At 42.6% G+C, this 16,327-nt stretch carries 15 protein-coding genes and 1 pseudogene; 2 read left to right on the top strand and 14 right to left on the bottom strand.

Annotation, left to right across the window (positions count from 1 at the left end; translation table 11 throughout):
• Positions 1-67: 67 nt before the first annotated feature.
• The 10 genes and pseudogenes from LC048_RS07015 to LC048_RS06970 form a co-directional block, all read right to left on the bottom strand.
• Positions 68-649: a YpjP family protein gene (locus LC048_RS07015; protein WP_226602339.1), complete on the bottom strand. Its 582-nt coding sequence runs from the start codon at positions 647-649 to the stop codon at positions 68-70.
• 399 nt (positions 650-1,048) lie between these two features.
• Positions 1,049-1,825, bottom strand: coding sequence for a class I SAM-dependent methyltransferase (locus LC048_RS07010; RefSeq protein ID WP_306049833.1), 777 nt, complete (start codon positions 1,823-1,825; stop codon positions 1,049-1,051).
• Between the two features lie 147 nt (positions 1,826-1,972).
• Positions 1,973-2,407 (bottom strand): BrxA/BrxB family bacilliredoxin, encoded by a 435-nt coding sequence (locus LC048_RS07005; protein ID WP_226602337.1) that lies wholly within the window; start codon positions 2,405-2,407, stop codon positions 1,973-1,975.
• Positions 2,408-2,488: 81 nt separating this feature from the next.
• Complete coding sequence (gene ilvD / locus LC048_RS07000) at positions 2,489-4,201, bottom strand: dihydroxy-acid dehydratase (protein WP_306049831.1); 1,713 nt, start codon at positions 4,199-4,201, stop codon at positions 2,489-2,491.
• A gap of 208 nt (positions 4,202-4,409) precedes the next feature.
• Positions 4,410-5,540, bottom strand: coding sequence for a conserved virulence factor C family protein (locus LC048_RS06995; protein ID WP_226602335.1), 1,131 nt, complete (start codon positions 5,538-5,540; stop codon positions 4,410-4,412).
• Positions 5,541-5,800: 260 nt separating this feature from the next.
• A pseudogene (locus tag LC048_RS06990) lies at positions 5,801-7,686 on the bottom strand (ABC-F family ATP-binding cassette domain-containing protein).
• Positions 7,683-8,327 carry an HD domain-containing protein gene (locus LC048_RS06985; protein WP_306049829.1) on the bottom strand — a complete coding sequence of 215 codons (645 nt, stop codon included), beginning with the start codon at positions 8,325-8,327 and terminating at the stop codon, positions 7,683-7,685. Before LC048_RS06985 ends, LC048_RS06990 begins: the two are co-directional and overlap by 4 nt.
• Before the next feature lie 287 nt (positions 8,328-8,614).
• Positions 8,615-9,466 carry a DegV family protein gene (locus tag LC048_RS06980; RefSeq protein WP_306049827.1) on the bottom strand — a complete coding sequence of 284 codons (852 nt, stop codon included), beginning with the start codon at positions 9,464-9,466 and terminating at the stop codon, positions 8,615-8,617.
• Between the two features lie 216 nt (positions 9,467-9,682).
• Positions 9,683-10,213 carry a hypothetical protein gene (locus LC048_RS06975; RefSeq protein WP_226602331.1) on the bottom strand — a complete coding sequence of 177 codons (531 nt, stop codon included), beginning with the start codon at positions 10,211-10,213 and terminating at the stop codon, positions 9,683-9,685.
• A gap of 144 nt (positions 10,214-10,357) precedes the next feature.
• Complete coding sequence (locus tag LC048_RS06970; RefSeq protein ID WP_306049825.1) at positions 10,358-12,043, bottom strand: formate--tetrahydrofolate ligase; 1,686 nt, start codon at positions 12,041-12,043, stop codon at positions 10,358-10,360.
• 180 nt (positions 12,044-12,223) lie between these two features.
• Between LC048_RS06970 and metA the strand changes: the two genes are divergently transcribed.
• Entirely contained in the window at positions 12,224-13,132 is a 909-nt protein-coding gene (metA, locus tag LC048_RS06965) for a homoserine O-acetyltransferase MetA (RefSeq protein ID WP_226602329.1), read from the top strand.
• Positions 13,133-13,163: 31 nt separating this feature from the next.
• On the opposite strand, the gene LC048_RS06960 is transcribed toward metA, so the two are convergent.
• Genes LC048_RS06960 through LC048_RS06950 form a run of 3 tightly spaced genes read right to left on the bottom strand, consistent with a single transcriptional unit; the run spans position 13,164 to position 15,266 of the window.
• A complete protein-coding gene (locus tag LC048_RS06960) occupies positions 13,164-13,865 on the bottom strand; it encodes a DUF2711 family protein (protein WP_226602328.1) in 702 nt (233 codons plus the stop codon).
• An 11-nt stretch (positions 13,866-13,876) separates the two neighbouring features.
• Entirely contained in the window at positions 13,877-14,569 is a 693-nt protein-coding gene (locus LC048_RS06955) for an AIM24 family protein (RefSeq protein WP_306049822.1), read from the bottom strand.
• Between the two features lie 13 nt (positions 14,570-14,582).
• Positions 14,583-15,266: a class I SAM-dependent methyltransferase gene (locus LC048_RS06950; protein WP_306049820.1), complete on the bottom strand. Its 684-nt coding sequence runs from the start codon at positions 15,264-15,266 to the stop codon at positions 14,583-14,585.
• A 122-nt stretch (positions 15,267-15,388) separates the two neighbouring features.
• On the opposite strand from LC048_RS06950, the gene LC048_RS06945 reads away from it, so the two are divergent.
• Positions 15,389-15,607, top strand: coding sequence for a DUF3892 domain-containing protein (locus LC048_RS06945; protein ID WP_226602325.1), 219 nt, complete (start codon positions 15,389-15,391; stop codon positions 15,605-15,607).
• 297 nt (positions 15,608-15,904) lie between these two features.
• Here the strand turns inward: LC048_RS06945 and mntR are convergent, their stop codons facing one another.
• On the bottom strand, positions 15,905-16,327 hold the full coding sequence (gene mntR / locus LC048_RS06940) for a transcriptional regulator MntR (RefSeq protein ID WP_226602324.1): 423 nt from the start codon (positions 16,325-16,327) through the stop codon (positions 15,905-15,907).

Here is a 16,327-nt window from a genome sequence, read left to right as displayed (position 1 = left end):
CAACCAAAATAAATGAGATTTATACTTGTTTCATTATTCAACCCAGCATTTTTTCTGGAGGTAATCCTCAACTTTTCCATTTGGGCGGAGTATTTTTCGCCCAGAAAATTCTACCAAGCTCGTAATGGGTCTGAAAGTTATCATGATAAGTGTGATAATGGAAATTAAACCAGAAACCATCCTTAGGCGGCTGGTCTCTTCTGACGTGAAACCGGATAATATCCTTGCCATTATCCCCGATTATATGAAATATTTTTTCAGACGCTCCGCCACCAGGTATTTCTGTAATACGGAGAGAATTGAGCTTTTCTCCGGGATACTGGAATGCTACCATTTCGATCGCCTTTTCGATGTTTGGCAGTATAGTTTGCCTGAATTCATCCTCAATCACTGGACCAATTTTCGCACCGAATTTCTGGAAGGACTGTTGTTCTGCTTCCATCATTGTCCGGTGTATGAACAATTCCCTCTCCGCTTCCTCATCTAAGGGGAGCTCGAGCGTATCAACGAAACTTGTTTCAGCAGCGGTCGATTTTTCAGATCTTTCTGTTGTAGTTGTCAGAAACCCATTAACCTGAGCAGGAGACACCATCCCAAATGTAACCATTGAGATCACGACAACAAGCGATTTGCGCAGCCATGCGGGCATGTGGATCACATCCTTATGTAAATAGGAACAATTATCTATAAAAATATTAATCTGTTTAAGTTAAATATCCATGTGTGTAGTAATAACCTGAATTGGTGATAATAAAAAATAGGCTTAGTATTATTATAACTTGTTTATACGTAAAATTGGGCAAAGGGTTTCAGATTTTTAAAAAATGGTAATAAGGAAATATTAGAGGCTTCAATTGAAGTTAAAAAGGGAGGTCATAAGTATGGAGTGGGTCGCTGTTGCAGTCAGCCTTTCTTTGCTTGCTTATTTTGTCTTTTTGGCAATAGCGGATTAAGCCCTTGTTGATGAGGGAAGTGATGAGTGATCTATTCTCCTTCATGTTCTGTTATTCCTATATTCTATTACATAGAAAAAGAATGGGGTTTTGCCTCATTCTTTTTCTATGGTTCCAAAATGAAATTTAGAGGATTTTCTTCTGTAAACATTGAATCCAAACTCTTCGAAGCGCTTGCTTTTGAAATGGTCTTTCAGGACTACCCTTTCCCTGGCTACACGAATTGCCTGCTGAATGACTTCCTCTGTTAGTCCGTCATATACAGCGAAGTGGCTGAGGCTCCTGATTCCATCCGACTCCAGAATCGATTCATCGAACATTGGATCAAAATAAACACAATCAAAACTCTTGTCTTCCTGAGCCTTAAGGAACTCTAAAGAATACCCGTTAATTACTTTTATTTTACCCATAGCATTATTGAGCGCTTCATATCCTGAATCCCATGATTTAAGCCCAGTTTTGACTAAATATGCGAGCTCCTGTCTTGCTTCTATCCCTGTGACAGAACCTGATTCACCAACAATAAAGCTAGCTACGATACTATCTGAACCAAGACCGAGTGAACAGTCAAGAAAGTTTTTGCCTTCCTGCAGTTTTCCTGCATCTAGGAGAGGATCACTTTCCCCTTTCATCAATCGTTTTACTCGGAACATAGCGGAATTCGGGTGGAAAAAGAAAGGCTCTGAAGCTCCTAATGGGAAAAGCTCGAGTCTCTCTTTGCCCACTACGAGGCAGTCGTCCTTCACGATATTCTGAAGTGCTGATACTGACCTTTTGTTCCTGGATACAAAATCTACTTCAAGCTCGCAGGCAATTGCTCTGGCATTAGCTGTCATTCCCTCATTTGTCCTGCCGGCAGTTGTCACAAACACACACAACACTTCCTGATACTAATTTTTAATTATTATAACTTCCTGGTTAACAAAGAAAAAGGACGTCCTTAGACATCCTTTTAACAAATTATAACATCGGCGATTATCTGTTCATTCTAAATGGAGATATCCTGAAATCAACTAAGCTTAGCAATGAGCATCGAAGGCAGATGTTAAGTTATCCATGATTGCTTCCATCGGCTGGCCTTCGATATCATGGCGCGGAATGAAGTGAACAACTTCTTTGCCTTTCAGCAGTGCCATTGACGGTGAAGATGGTTCAAGATCTGTGAAGTACTCTCGCATTTTTGCCGTTGCTTCTTTATCCTGTCCTGCAAAAACAGTCACAAGATGATCCGGTTTCTTCTCACTTCGCAAGATTGATTGAGTTGCTGATGGACGAGCCAGGCCTGCCGCACAGCCACAAACAGAGTTCACTACTACAAGGGTTGTTCCCTCAGCATTTTCCATAAATTCTTCTACTTCATCCGCTGTAAGCAGTTCTTTGAAATCCGCACGTGTCAATTCCTCACGCATCGGCTTGACCATTTGTCTCATATATTCTTCATATGCCATTGACATAAATAATCCCTCCCAAACGATAGTTTGCAGTGTTAGCATACTATATTATTTATATCAAACGCAATAAAAGAACGTCACATACTAGGAATGTACAGGCTCCTGAAGTGTCTTACCTTCAAAATGATCCGTTACGGCACCTTTGGAGGAACAAGAAACAAGTCTGGCGTATTTAGACAGTGCCCCTCTCTTCGGAAGGGGCGGCGGAGTCCAGTTTTTCCTCCGGGCAGCCAGTTCTTCCTCATTCAAGGCAACTGAGATCAGCCTTTGTTCACTATCAACCGTAATCATGTCCCCATCTTTGATTAGTGCAATCGGACCGCCAACCTGTGCTTCAGGAGCGATATGGTCAATGACCAGCCCATGGCTGCCTCCCGAGAACCTTCCGTCTGTCAGCAATGCAACCTCTTCTCCAAGGTCTTTGCCCACAAGGATCGCTGACAAACTCAGCATTTCAGGCATGCCCGGTCCACCTTTTGGCCCCTCATAACGGATGACCAGTACGTCTCCAGCGACGATTTCATCAGACATCACTGCTTTGGATGCTGACTCTTCATCATTAAAAACTTTTGCTGGACCAGTCATGGCTTTCACCTTCAGGCCGGATACTTTCGCTACTGCGCCATCTGGTGCAAGGTTTCCTTTTAAAACCACTAATGGTCCGTCCTTCCTAAACGGCTGAGATGCCGGCCGGATGACTTTCTGGCCATGTCTCAAGTCCGGAAAATCATTAAGGTTCTCTTCGATTGTTTTTCCAGTAACTGTGAGGCAATCACCGTGCAGCATTCCTTCTTTTAAAAGTAGCTTCATGACTGCTGGCACCCCTCCAGCTTCAAAAAGGTCCTGCATGACATATTTGCCGCTTGGCTTCAAGTCGGCAAGATGGGGAACTCTTTCCTGAATCCTGTTGAAATCATCCAGTGTCAGGTCGACTTCAGCAGCATGCGCGATGGCCATTAAATGCAGGACGGCATTCGTGGATCCGCCGAGAGCCATAACGACTGTAATCGCATTTTCAAATGCTTCCTTCGTTAAAATCTGTCTTGGACGGATATCCTGCTCCAGCATCCGGTAAACAACTTCTCCTGCCTTATAACAATCTTCCCTCTTTTCATCGGTTTCCGCCGGATGTGACGAACTGCCTGGCAGGCTCATACCAAGGGCCTCGATTGCACTGGCCATTGTATTGGCTGTGTACATTCCTCCACATGAACCCGAACCTGGACAAGCATGGCATTCAATCTTATGGAGCTGTTCATCACCAATTGCACCCTTGTTATATTGACCGACACCTTCGAACGCTGACACTATGTCAATGTCATTACCATCAAGCTTGCCCGGCTTGATGGTACCTCCATAAACAAAAACAGAAGGTAGGTCCATCCTCGCAATAGCCATCATACAACCAGGCATATTTTTATCACAACCCCCAATTGCTACGAAGCCATCAAGGCTCTCACCCTGAACCACGGTTTCTATTGAATCAGCGATTAAGTCGCGGCTTGGAAGTGAATAGCGCATTCCGTCTGTTCCCATCGAAATCCCATCTGATACCGTGATTGTGTTAAATATCAAAGGCGCCCCACCAGCAGCCCTGGCACCCTCTTTCGCTTTCACTGCGAGCTTATCAATATGTATATTACAAGGAGTAACCTCACTCCAGGTACTCGCTATCCCAATCATCGGTTTCCTGAAATCATCGTCACTGAATCCAACTGCCCGCAGCATAGCCCTGTTTGGCGCCTTTCTTGCATCATCACTAAATACATGGCTCTTGATTCTTAAATCTTTTTCCAAAGAATGTCCCTCCCGATTTTTTATTCATTACAATACCTCTTTCCGGGAATATTTGCAATAATAATCTAAATATTTTAATTATTACAAATAAGTAAGCGGATACATTTTTATCAGCGGAAAAATTACTAGGACCATAGCACCTGAAGGCTTTGAACTAAAAAAAGCATCCAGGATGATTTAAGAACATCCAGAATGCTTCACAGACTCTTTATTGTTTTCTAGCTTCAGTCATTTGTTTCCAAACTGAGCCTTTCGCTTCCTCACCATGCTCAATACGGGCAATTGCCAGTTTCACCTGCATGCTCACTTCAAATTCAGGATCTTCTTCAGCGGCATTTAACGCTGGCAGTGCCCTTTCGTCTCCAACTTCATACAGGAACATCGCTGCCCTCCAGCGTACAAGCTTGTTTGGATCCTTGAGGGCTTCCATCATTTCATCCATTGCTTCCGAAAAACCAAGGTCCGAAAGACAATCACCAGCAGTCCTGCGAACAGTAACCGTTTTGTCGTTCAAAGCTTTGTATAGCAATGGCAGGACCTTTTTGTCTTCGATCATTCCTAAATAAACGGTGGACAATCGGCGTATGGAAGCTTTCTCATCTTGAAGAGCCTTTTTAAGCACAGGCAAGTCCTCAATCGTTGGATCTTCCATTTGCTCAAGAAGCTGGTACCTTATCCGCCAGTCCGGATTGTCCAAATCGGCTTCTGTTACCCTGATTTTTTTCTTTGCTTCTTTAATCTGTGCCTCCTGACCAGGATTCTTAGCAAGCTTCACAAGCTCCTCCAGCCTCTCGGGAGGATATGCCGCTAACAGCTCTTCCACTACATCATTTCCTACCTGATCGAAATCTCCATAACGGACTCCCAGTTCCTTCCACCGGCGGACCATCACAACATTATCCTCCGGAGACTGCACCTCACCTACTTTTGTCACAAATGATTCTGGCAATCCAAACCGCTTCTCTTCATTGCCATCAGTCAGCTTCACCTGCATGGGAATTCCCTTATATACTTGTACAAGGACTTTTACTTCCCCAAAATGTTCATTGATTTCAGGCGTGCCGTCCCCCGATTCTTCTGCTTCTTCTCCGAACGCTTTCCTGACTTCAGGGAGGATTACCTTCCAGTCATATTTCGCATTTCTTTCGACTGCCAGAAAATCGGCAACATGGTAAACCCCTTTTACCCCATCAATATCCAGTATGTTCACAACGACTTCCGGTGCTCCAGCCGCTGAATCCTTTTTATAGTTATTGCTCTTGCCCATAGGAAGTTCTTCATCCAGATTGATCTTCATCGTATTCGGGCTTGGCGTTGGTTCAATTGATACAATTTTCACATTCCCACCCCTTTATTATTTTCAGGAATGAAGCCATTTTAACATAATGAAGATTAGATAGCATTTCGAAGCCCTTCACACCGAAATCATCAATGGTTCTGACAGGTTTTCCATTCCAATTCAACTAGGTAATCATCCAATACGCTTACCACCTATACAAAGGTAAAATAGAAAAGTTACAGAGTCTAAAAAGGGGTTCGGATATAAATATCTACCTATAACACAAACTTAACGAAAAATAAGACCCGGCACCCCAGGTCTTATTCGTCATCTGCGAGCTCAGATAAATAGCTCCATCTTTCAATTAAATATTCTAGCTGCTCATTCAACTCTTTCTCTTCGTTTACAAGTGCCTGGCCCTTTTCAAAATCGCTTCCGATATTGGCCATTTCTGCCTGGATCTCTTCAAGACGCGCTTCTGTTCCTGCGATTTTATCCTCAATTTCTGCCCATTCTTTTTGCTCTTTGAAGGAAAGTTTCTTTTTCTTAGGCTTTTCTGTCTGCTCTATCCTATCCTTCTTCGGCGTTGTCGGAGCAGGTTCTGGTTTCGGCCGTTTTTCCAGGTATTCAGTGTAGTTGCCATAATGCAAATCTGTCTGACCATTCCCCTCTAGTACAAGAAGCAAATCGACGACCTTATCAAGGAAGTATCGGTCGTGAGATACCGTTATGACAACACCCGGGAACTCTTCAAGATAATCTTCCAATACAGTTAACGTCTGCGTGTCCAAATCATTCGTCGGCTCATCGAGCAACAGGACATTGGGTTCTTCCATTAACAGCTTTAACAGGTAAAGTCTGCGCTTCTCGCCACCGGAAAGCTTCCTGATTGGAGTTCCGTGTGCATAGGGAGGAAACAGGAATCTCTCCAGCATTTGTGCTGCCGAGATGGTCTTACCATCGGTTGTATGGACAATTTCCGCTGTCTCTTTCAGGTATTCAATTACCCGCTTATTTTCGTCCATATCTTCATTTTCTTGGGTATAGTAAGCGATTTTCACGGTTTGTCCGGTAATGATTTCACCGTCATCAAGCAAGATCCTGCCGGCGAGAATATTTAGCAAAGTCGATTTGCCTGTCCCGTTGCGGACGATGATTCCCAGCCTGTCCCCAGGTTTCACAAGAAGATTGAAGTGATCAAGAATCACTTTATCTTCATATTTTTTGGTTGCTTCCTTCAGTTCAAGCACCTGTTTGCCCAGCCTGCTGCCGCTTAAAGAAATATCGAGTTTCTCTGAAGACTTCACGTTAGAGACTTCTTCGTCCAGTTTGTCAAAACGCTGAATACGTGCCTTTTGCTTAGTTGTCCTCGCCTTAGCGCCGCGCCTGATCCACTCGAGTTCCTGTCTGAACAAATTTTTCTTCTTTTCAAATGTTGCGGCTTCGTTCTCCTCACGGATAGCCTTTGCCTCAAGGAAGCTGGCATAGTTTGCCTTTGTAGCTGTAGAGACTGCCTCCATCAAGTTCAAAAATCCTGTTCGTCACTCTGTCAAGGAAATAGCGGTCATGGGTGACAAGCAAAAGTGATCCTGAATATCTGGAAAGGTAGTCTTCAAGCCATTTTACCGTCTCATAATCAAGATGGTTCGTAGGCTCATCAAGAATCAACAAATCTGGCGCTTCAATGAGTACCTGAGCGAGTGCAACACGTTTTTTCTGGCCGCCGGAAAGTTCGCCCATTTTTTTTGGAGAAGTCAGAAATTCCGAGCTGCATGAGAATGGACTTTGCTGCAGTATTGGCATCCCAGCCATCAGAACTATCCATCCTCCGCTGCAGGTCATAAAATCTTTCTTGAAGTCCCGAATCATCAGGCTTTCTGCTCAATTCAGAGAGAATAATCTCATAATTTCTCATCAGCTTTAAGATTGGCGCTTCTCCGCTGAAAACCTGATCAAGAACGGTATTTTCCAGTTCCATTTCAGGCTGTTGTGATAAAAAGGAGATTTTATAGTCTTTTGCAAAAATCAGATCTCCAGAATCTGGCTGATCAATCCCAGCGACTATCCGAAGTAAAGATGATTTACCTGTTCCATTGACACCAATTAAACCGACTCTTTCACGCTCTCCGATTGTAAAAGAAATCCCATTGAAGAGCTCTTTTTCTCCGTATGTTTTTGTCACATTTTCAACTGTGATCATCTTCATGCCTTACCATTCCATTCACTGTAAAATTGTTCAAGGAAAGATTCCATGAATTTATGTCTTTCCTCCGCAAGTTGTTTTGCTTGCTCGGTATTCATTTTATCTTTGAGCTTCAAAAGCTTTTCGTAAAAGTGATTAACTGAAGAACTGTCACCATTTCTATATTCTTCAAGCGACATCCGCCCTCTGACATTTAGTTCAGGCTCGTAAATCGGGTGACCTTTTTTTCCACCGAAGGCAAAGGTCCTTGCAATTCCGATCGCACCAAGAGCATCAAGGCGGTCAGCATCCTGGACAATCTCCGCTTCAATACTGTCAAGCTCGGTCACCCTGCCCCCTTTATAGGAAACTGTATCGATACAAGCTTTTATCCGTGATGAGATTTCGATATCCAAGTCTATGCTTTGTAAAAATGAATCTAGTTTCATCCATCCGGCTTCTTCCGATTCATTTAATTTATCATCTGGAATGTCGTGGAGCAAGGCGGTCATTTCAATAATGAACCAATCACCCTGCTGTTCTTTGCTCCATATAAGTCGGGCATTCTTTCTGACCCTGTCAATATGGTGCCAGTCATGTCCCGAAGAATCATTGCCAAGCTCAGTTTTAACAAATTCCTCTGCCATTGCTATTTTATCTATCATATCCTGCACCTACTTTCCTACCGAACTCATTTTACCATAGATGGTGATGAGAGATAGCTGGAATAATACTATTAGAATGCTTAAAATTCAGCATTTACTATTACCTTCGTTTTAATTTTATAAACAGCCTGTCTACCGGACACTTCTCACAGATCCTGATTTCCGTTTGTCACACGGAAACCTATTATCGGACACTTTATCCAGATTCTGCTCTCTTTTGTTCGTTAGAAGGATATCCCTAGTTTGTGGATTGTTCTTTCCAAAAGAAAAAGTGCCAAGATTGGCACTTACGCATCTCTATTATTCCAGCTAATCCCGATTGTGTGTTCACCAGCATGTACACCTATTACTGCTCCAATCGGACAACTGAGGAAACGGATATCAGGGAATGTCGCTTCAAGCTGGCCCTGCCATTCGTCAGCAACCTCTTTATGAAGGCCATATAGAATATACACTTCCTTAACACCGTATTTATCATGTGACTCTCTCAAGTAATCAAATATTTTCTCTCGCGCTTTTTTATCGCTGCGGACCTTTTCCTTTGTATTTAAAGCACCATCTTCAATACTGATGATGGGTTTGATATTTAGCATGCTTCCAAGATAAAACTGCATTCCTGACATACGGCCGCCGCTTCGATGAAGCTGTTCCAGACTGCCGATCATGACATAGGTTTCATTGGACTCTCGGATGACTTCCAGCTTTTCTTTAATCTCATCGACTGATGCTCCTTGCTCAGCTAAAGCCATTCCTTTTCTTAAAAGAGACGTCAATGCATATGTGAGAATTTTAGAATCAAAGGTCACGACAGGGATGTTAACTTCTTGTTCTGCCTGTACACTTGAAGCAACTGTTCCGCTCAGTTTGGATGAGATCAGGACTGAGAATACGATGTCATAATCTTTTTCAAGCCTCTTATATAATTCCATAAAAACCCCCACAGGCGGCTGAGAGGTTTTTGGTGCTGTTTTAACAGCTTTTAATTTTTCATATAGTTCTTCAGCCGTAAGATCCTTGCCATCCAGGTATTCTACATCATCCAAAACAATGGTCATCGGTACTTGAAAAACATCTGGATGGTTCCTTAACTCATCATCCAGATAGACCGTGCTATCTGTAACCCAGGCAATTTTCTTCAAACAATCTCCCCCTATTTCGCTTTTTTCGATTCTACTGAGTATCGCAGTTTTTGAAAATCCGCCAATCCCCTTTACTAAGAGACAGAAATGCTTGGACAATTCATGCGATACCTTCATCACACAGTGGATTTTTATATAATATTTTAAAATCCATTTGTTATAAGACTATTCTGAAAACAATACAGAAATTCCTGCCTCGGAGACAGGAATTATTATTCATCCAATAATTTTTTTGATTTTTTTCAGTGAAGCTATCATGTAATGAACCATTTCAGTTAAGTCATCAATCTGTTCTTCAAAAACTAGACGATTGAAGGACACCTGCACCAGGCTTTTGATAATTGGTTTATCTTCCAATGGGTCAACCAAAGCGGTGTGCACTATAACCCGTTCACTCCCCCAAATTTCCTCCAAGCCTTTATGTACTGCCTTAAAAATCACCTTTTCATTTTTATGTTGAAGTGAAAAAGAAATACTCACTTTACACCCGGCAAGCTGTTTAGCATTCACACTTTCCAATAGCTCTGCAGAGAGGTTCTCCAATCCTGCCTCAATGGTCATCTTTGCCGACAAAACCTCAGCCTCATAACCTTGTTTTGTCAAAGAAATTTCGTATTTACGCGACAACTTGGCGGCATTGATCCAGTCATTGCGATCGATGACGATGATTTCTCCGCTCAAATCCCTGTCATAAATATTGCCTTCAATTACGACTTTGATGTTTTCATAAGCTGTCGGATCGAACAAAGCTTTCACTCCTTTTTCAACCTTAGTCCTGCCATTTTATTAAAATTTAAAAATGGCCAGTCCATGCGCAGCACAGCGTCGGACGTGTGATTGAATACCATCTCACGTCAACACTATGCTGGCAGGACTGACCAAGGTTATGTTTTAGAACAATCCTACAGCGTTGCCATCTTCGTCAACGTCCATATTCAACGCTGCTGGAAGCTTCGGCAAACCAGGCATTGTCATAACTTCTCCTGTTAATGCAACGATGAACCCTGCACCAACTGGCTTAAGTTCCCGAACTGTGATGGTAAATCCTGATGGCCTGCCTAGTTTCTGAGGATCATCTGATAATGAATACTGTGTTTTAGCCATACAGACTGGCAGTACACCCCAGCCAAATCCATCAAAGTCAACGAGTTGCTTTTTCGCTTTCGGTGAAAATTCAACGCCATCCGCACCATAAACCTGACGGGCAATCGTCTTGATTTTATCTTCCAGTGAATCGGACAGATCATAAAGATGGGCAAACGTATTTTCACTTTTTTCAATTACTTCAAGAAGTCTCTCTGCAAGCTCCACTCCACCATTGCCACCTTTTTCCCAAACTTCGGTCAAGGCAACCGGGATTCCTGCATCCTCACACATTTCTATCAATGTACTTGTTTCAAGCTCTGTATCTGTTATAAATCGATTAATTGCAACTACATATGGCAAGCCAAAGCTGGCAATCGTCTCAATATGCTTTTTCAGGTTCGTGAAACCATCTCGTAATTCTTGAACGTCCTCGTTAACCAATTCTGTCTTCTTCATGCCACCATGCATTTTCAGAGCACGGATGGTTGCAACGATCACAACAGCGGAAGGATCAATTCCTACTGTTCTTGCTTTGATATTCAAGAACTTCTCGGCTCCAAGATCGGCTCCAAATCCTGCTTCTGTAACGACAAAATCAGCAAGCTTGGACGCAGCCTCGGTGGCGATGAGACTGTTGCATCCATGTGCGATATTCGCAAATGGGCCGCCATGGATTAACGCCGGGGTATGTTCAATAGTCTGGACAAGGTTAGGCTTGACTGCTTCCTTCAATAAAAGAGTCAAAGCCCCTTCTACTCCCAAATCGCCCACAGTAACAGGCTGTTTGTCATAATTATAAGCAACAACCATCTTTGAAAGACGGAGTTTCAAGTCCTTCAGGTCACTCGCAAGGCAAAGGACAGCCATAATCTCAGAAGCAACCGTAATATCAAAGCCATCTTCACGAGGAACACCCTGCATTGGCCCTCCAAGTCCGACGATCACTTTTCTCAGTGCACGGTCATTCAGATCTAGCGCACGCTTCCAAACAATTCGGCGCTGGTCTATGTTTAGCATGTTTCCTTGCTGCATGTGATTATCTATCAAAGCAGCCAACGCATTATTCGCTGTGGTAATCGCATGCAGGTCACCTGTAAAATGAAGATTGATATCCTCCATCGGAAGCACCTGTGCAAAACCTCCGCCTGTTGCGCCTCCCTTGATTCCCATAGTTGGCCCTAAAGAAGGCTCACGCATGGCAATCATTGTTTTTTTACCAAGTTTGTTCAGCGCATCTGCAAGTCCGACCGTTACTGTTGACTTCCCTTCACCGGCAGGAGTAGGATTAATCGCAGTGACAAGGACAACCTTGCCGCTTTCTTTTGTTTTTAATTTAGCCAAAGCTTCTGAAGACAGCTTCGCTTTATACTTTCCAAACAGTTCAATTTCATCGGCATCCAGGCCAATGCTCTCTGCAATATCAACAATCGGTTTCATTTTACTGTCACGAGCAATTTCAATATCTGACTTAACTTGAATATTTGTTCCCATTTCCAATCCCCCCAGATATTCTCTATATGCTTACCATCTTATATTTTACCATCAGAGAAATATTATCAGGTGAAAAAGATTCATTTGTCATAAAATTTCCTCTTTAGTCAATTGCTCCACGAAAGAATTCAGACTATAATAAAAATTATTGATTTTGTTTTCCAAAAGGGAGGTTACACTTTGCCAATAAAAATCCCGCTGCACTTGCCAGCGAAAGAAATTCTGGAAAAAGAAAATATTTTTATCATGGATAATAGCCGTGCTGCAAAACAGGATATCCGGCCGTTGAATATATTAATACTGAATCTAATGCCTGAAAAAGAAAAAACGGAAAGACAGCTGCTCCGCTTGCTCGGAAATACCCCACTACAGGTGAACATTACTTTTCTAAAGACGGCTACATACGAGGCAAAAAATACGTCACAATATCATCTTGAAGAATTTTATCAAACCTTCAATCAAGTAAAAGAAAAAAAATATGACGGCATGATCATTACCGGTGCACCAATCGAGTTGATGGATTTCGAGGAGGTAAACTACTGGGACGAACTAACGGAGATTCTCAACTGGACAGAGCGAAATGTAACGTCCACATTGCATATCTGCTGGGGAGCACAGGCTGCCTTATATCATCACTATGGCATCAATAAACATACTCTTCCGAGGAAATGCTCAGGCGTATTCACCCATAGAGTCCTAGACCATACCGAGAAGCTATTAAGAGGGTTCGACGATGAATTCATTGCTCCTCATTCAAGGAATACGGATATTTCCAAAAAGGCCTTGCAGAATCATCCTGAGCTGAAGCTGTTGGCTTCATCTGATGAAGCCGGTGCTCTAATTATTTCCAGCAAAGATAGCAGGAGAATCATGATCACCGGCCACCTTGAATACGAAGTTTCAACACTTGCCGAAGAATTCTTAAGAGATAAGAAAAAAGGCATTGAAATCGACATACCGGAGAATTATTTTCCACAGGATGATCCCGAAAAGGAACCGGTAAACCGCTGGAGATCACATGCCCATTTGTTCTTTTCCAATTGGCTGAATTACTATGTTTATCAGGAAACTCCTTATGAATGGGATTAGAAAAGGCATCGATGTGTTCGATGCCTTTTCCCTATGTTCTATTGTAATGAAAATAGGTGACTTGATGGTTTTCCCAAATGATCGGTGTTTCTTTTTCAAGATACACACCTTCAAAAGCAGTGCCTTTGAAGCAATTGAAATCATCTTCTTTCGTAAAGAAAACCATTGATACTTCATCAAAGTAACAAGTAAAACCGAATTCCTTATGTTCATCCATTAAGAACATAGGGCCGGAACAGAGGAAAAGTTTTTGGTCGAGGGTTAATTCTTTTAATTCAAACTCTCCTTCTCCCTCTATCAGTTTATTGTATAGGATTTTAGTTGCTCCTTTGGAGGTAAGAACCTTTAAGATGTCATCAATCAACAGAACTGAAAATTGATCCTCATTAGGAAAAAAAACTTCCGGATGGATAGCCTTCTGAATTTTCTCGAACAAATCCATCCTTTTGTAGATATTAATACCGCAGCCTCCTGTGACATACGCCGTTATCCCAATAGATACATCAGCTATTCTATCGAATCGAGTTCTAATTTGAACTTCCTTCCAGCTCACTCTATCAGCAAACTGGTAAACTTCCTCATCGCTAGGTCCATCCGGTGATTTCCAGCCATCAGGCATTTTAAAAAAGGGAGAAAAAATGACTGCAGCCAACTTATATCCATCTGGCAGCAGATCGATGACTGAATCCTTTATGGGTTCTTCTCCAAGAGGATAAAAAAAATCCAAGGGCATTCTCTCGCCTCCTAACCTTGCGGAGCATAATAGACTTCTTCAAATGGCTGGACGACAACGAAGCCATCCCCGGTGAATTTCATCTGGATCGATTCGCCGCTTCCACAGCCGAGGAATGTTTTGAACGAAATATCTGTTACAAATTCCGGCTGGAGATTACCAGACCAGGCTACTGTTGCGTTCGGGTCTGTATATACTGGATTATCCGGACTGACAATGAGGGTCAGCGGCTCATAATGAGATGTAATGGTCACCATTCCCACACCCTCGAGGCGGACATTGAACAAACCACCCGATAACATTCCGGCGACCCGGCGCATTAGCTTGATATCCCAGCTGATGGAAGGCTCAAAGGCCAGCAGGTCATTTCCGTTTACGAAAATGTCCTCATTTTGCAAATGCAAGATGGATATTTTCTTCCCCTGGTCAGCCAGATAAAGTTTTCCATTGCCATTTGCTTTCATTAGTGAAGCACCTTCACCTGTTAATGCTTTTTTGAACATCTTGCCGAGACCATGTTCAAGAACTCCCTCCCGCTCAAACTTGATCTGGCCGCGATACGATATCATCGCTCCTGCTTTTGACCATACCTGTCCATCCAGGTTGATCTCCAACATACGCGGTGTTTCCAATTCAAATAGCCCTTCCCCTTTATCCTGCTGCTTTGTGTTGCTCACAAACTCATCGATTGAATAACGACTCATATTAAAAACCTCCTTATTTTGTAACCTGGAACATGAAAACCCACATAAATGATAATGCCTGCTGAAGCTCTACTGGCAATGAATCAAGTGAAAGCTGCTCAGCCGCTTTTTTATATACTCCTAATTCACCTGCTTTTTCCCAGCCAGTTTCATGAGCAAGCCTTTCTAGCTCCCATGGCATGATTGTGTTGCAGATTACTTCTTCTCCATAAAGCCTTCTGTAGCTGTTCGTCCTCGGCCCTGCCGTTGGTCCAAGAATACCTATGCAAACAAAACCATTTGGCTTTACGATACGGGACGTTTCTTTCAGAGATAGATAGGGATTGTCTGTCCACTCTATTGAATTGATTGCCATTACGGCATCAAAAAAATTATCAGGACTTCCGCAATCTGACAGGGTAGCTTTACAGAAAGTACTTTGCTCATTCCGCGGATTCATTCTGGCTCTCTCCAGCATCTCCTCAGATACATCAATACCCGTCACATCATAGCCTGCCTCTGCCAACTTTTCCGAACCTGTTCCATCTCCGCAGCCTAAATCACAAACCAGGGAACCAGCCGGAACATACTGCTTGATGAATGGCACTATATCCTTGCGGCTTCCAGTTTCCCACATTCCCCTGCTTCTCGAATTCCACGAGGCAGCCATACTGTCCCACTGTTTTTCAGATTCCATTTCCCAATTGAAAGTACTCATAAGCTCACCTGCCTAGTTTTTAATTCCTATAATAACTATTTCGTTATGGATAAGGGAATTCCTCTTAAGTTTAAATTTCTCGAGAAAGAGCAAGACTAGAAAGGGAAAGGAGAGATTAGAATTTGGAACAGGAACAATTGGTTGCCATACATAAAAATAACGCTGGTGAAATCATCAGTTTCCAGACATCAACTGGAAGAATCATTTCCTACCGTAAAGCTTTGCTGGAAGCTAATACAGGAACAATTTCAGGAGTCGATATCCATGAAGAGGCAAATGGAACGACTTCTTTAGTTTCAGCAGATGGAACCGGTTTCGAACAATATCCTGATATTTACTAAGCATTAAGAAAAGCGTAAGCGCCTTGGTCAGCCCCGACAAGCGCTGGAGGGCCTGACAGTGAAGTCGCTCTTTGACTTCATTGGCAGGACCGAAACGTCTCGAGGAGTTAGGAGCCGCAGCAGGACAAGCGACTCGAGGGGCTAGGCGCTGGAGCTGGACACTAATCTAAGTACAAAAAATTTATACTTTCTTATTCATTGAAAAAAACACCTGACAGTTTTGTCAGGTGTTTAATTTACATATTAGAAAAGTATCTTAATAAAAATTGTTTAGATTCAAAACATGTCTGAACTTACTTATTCTTCTTCATTCTTTTTTTGAATTTCCCTTAATTCTTGTATACGGGATTTATCCTCTTCAAAGAACTGAACAAGGTCTCCAATTCTGTCGATTGCATCCCAGCTCAAATGATGTTCGATACCTTCGACATCATTATAGATATTTTCCTCTTTTACGCCGATCACCTTCAACAATTGCTCGAGCAGTTCATGACGGTCAACCAGCCTTTTGCCGGTTTTGTATCCTTTTGGTGTCAGCACTAGTCCCCGGTATTTCTCGTAAACCAGGAACTGGTCTTTATCAAGCTTTTGAACCATTTTCGTAACTGAGGAGGGATGGACCGATAATGCCTCCGCGATATCCACTACCCGGGCATATCCTTTTTGTTCTATTAATATAAATATTTGTTCAATATAATCTTCCATACTAGGTGTTGGCAT

It is taken from the genome of Mesobacillus subterraneus (assembly GCF_020524355.2).
In the GTDB taxonomy this organism is placed as follows: Bacteria; Bacillota; Bacilli; order Bacillales; family Cytobacillaceae; genus Mesobacillus; species Mesobacillus subterraneus_C.
This window is presented reverse-complemented; position numbering and strand designations above follow the sequence as displayed.

Bases quoted from the DNA above. Each gene is read 5' to 3' on its own strand.
- LC048_RS06950 (WP_306049820.1), bottom strand. From the start codon at position 15,266: ATGAGTACTTTCAATTGGGAAATGGAATCTGAAAAACAGTGGGACAGT.
- LC048_RS06970 (WP_306049825.1), bottom strand. From the start codon at position 12,043: ATGGGAACAAATATTCAAGTTAAGTCAGATATTGAAATTGCTCGTGAC.
- LC048_RS06955 (WP_306049822.1), bottom strand. From the start codon at position 14,569: ATGAGTCGTTATTCAATCGATGAGTTTGTGAGCAACACAAAGCAGCAG.
- LC048_RS06985 (WP_306049829.1), bottom strand. From the start codon at position 8,327: ATGATAGATAAAATAGCAATGGCAGAGGAATTTGTTAAAACTGAGCTT.
- LC048_RS07005 (WP_226602337.1), bottom strand. From the start codon at position 2,407: ATGTCAATGGCATATGAAGAATATATGAGACAAATGGTCAAGCCGATG.
- mntR (WP_226602324.1), bottom strand. From the start codon at position 16,327: ATGCCAACACCTAGTATGGAAGATTATATTGAACAAATATTTATATTA.
- LC048_RS07015 (WP_226602339.1), bottom strand. From the start codon at position 649: ATGCCCGCATGGCTGCGCAAATCGCTTGTTGTCGTGATCTCAATGGTT.
- LC048_RS06960 (WP_226602328.1), bottom strand. From the start codon at position 13,865: ATGCCCTTGGATTTTTTTTATCCTCTTGGAGAAGAACCCATAAAGGAT.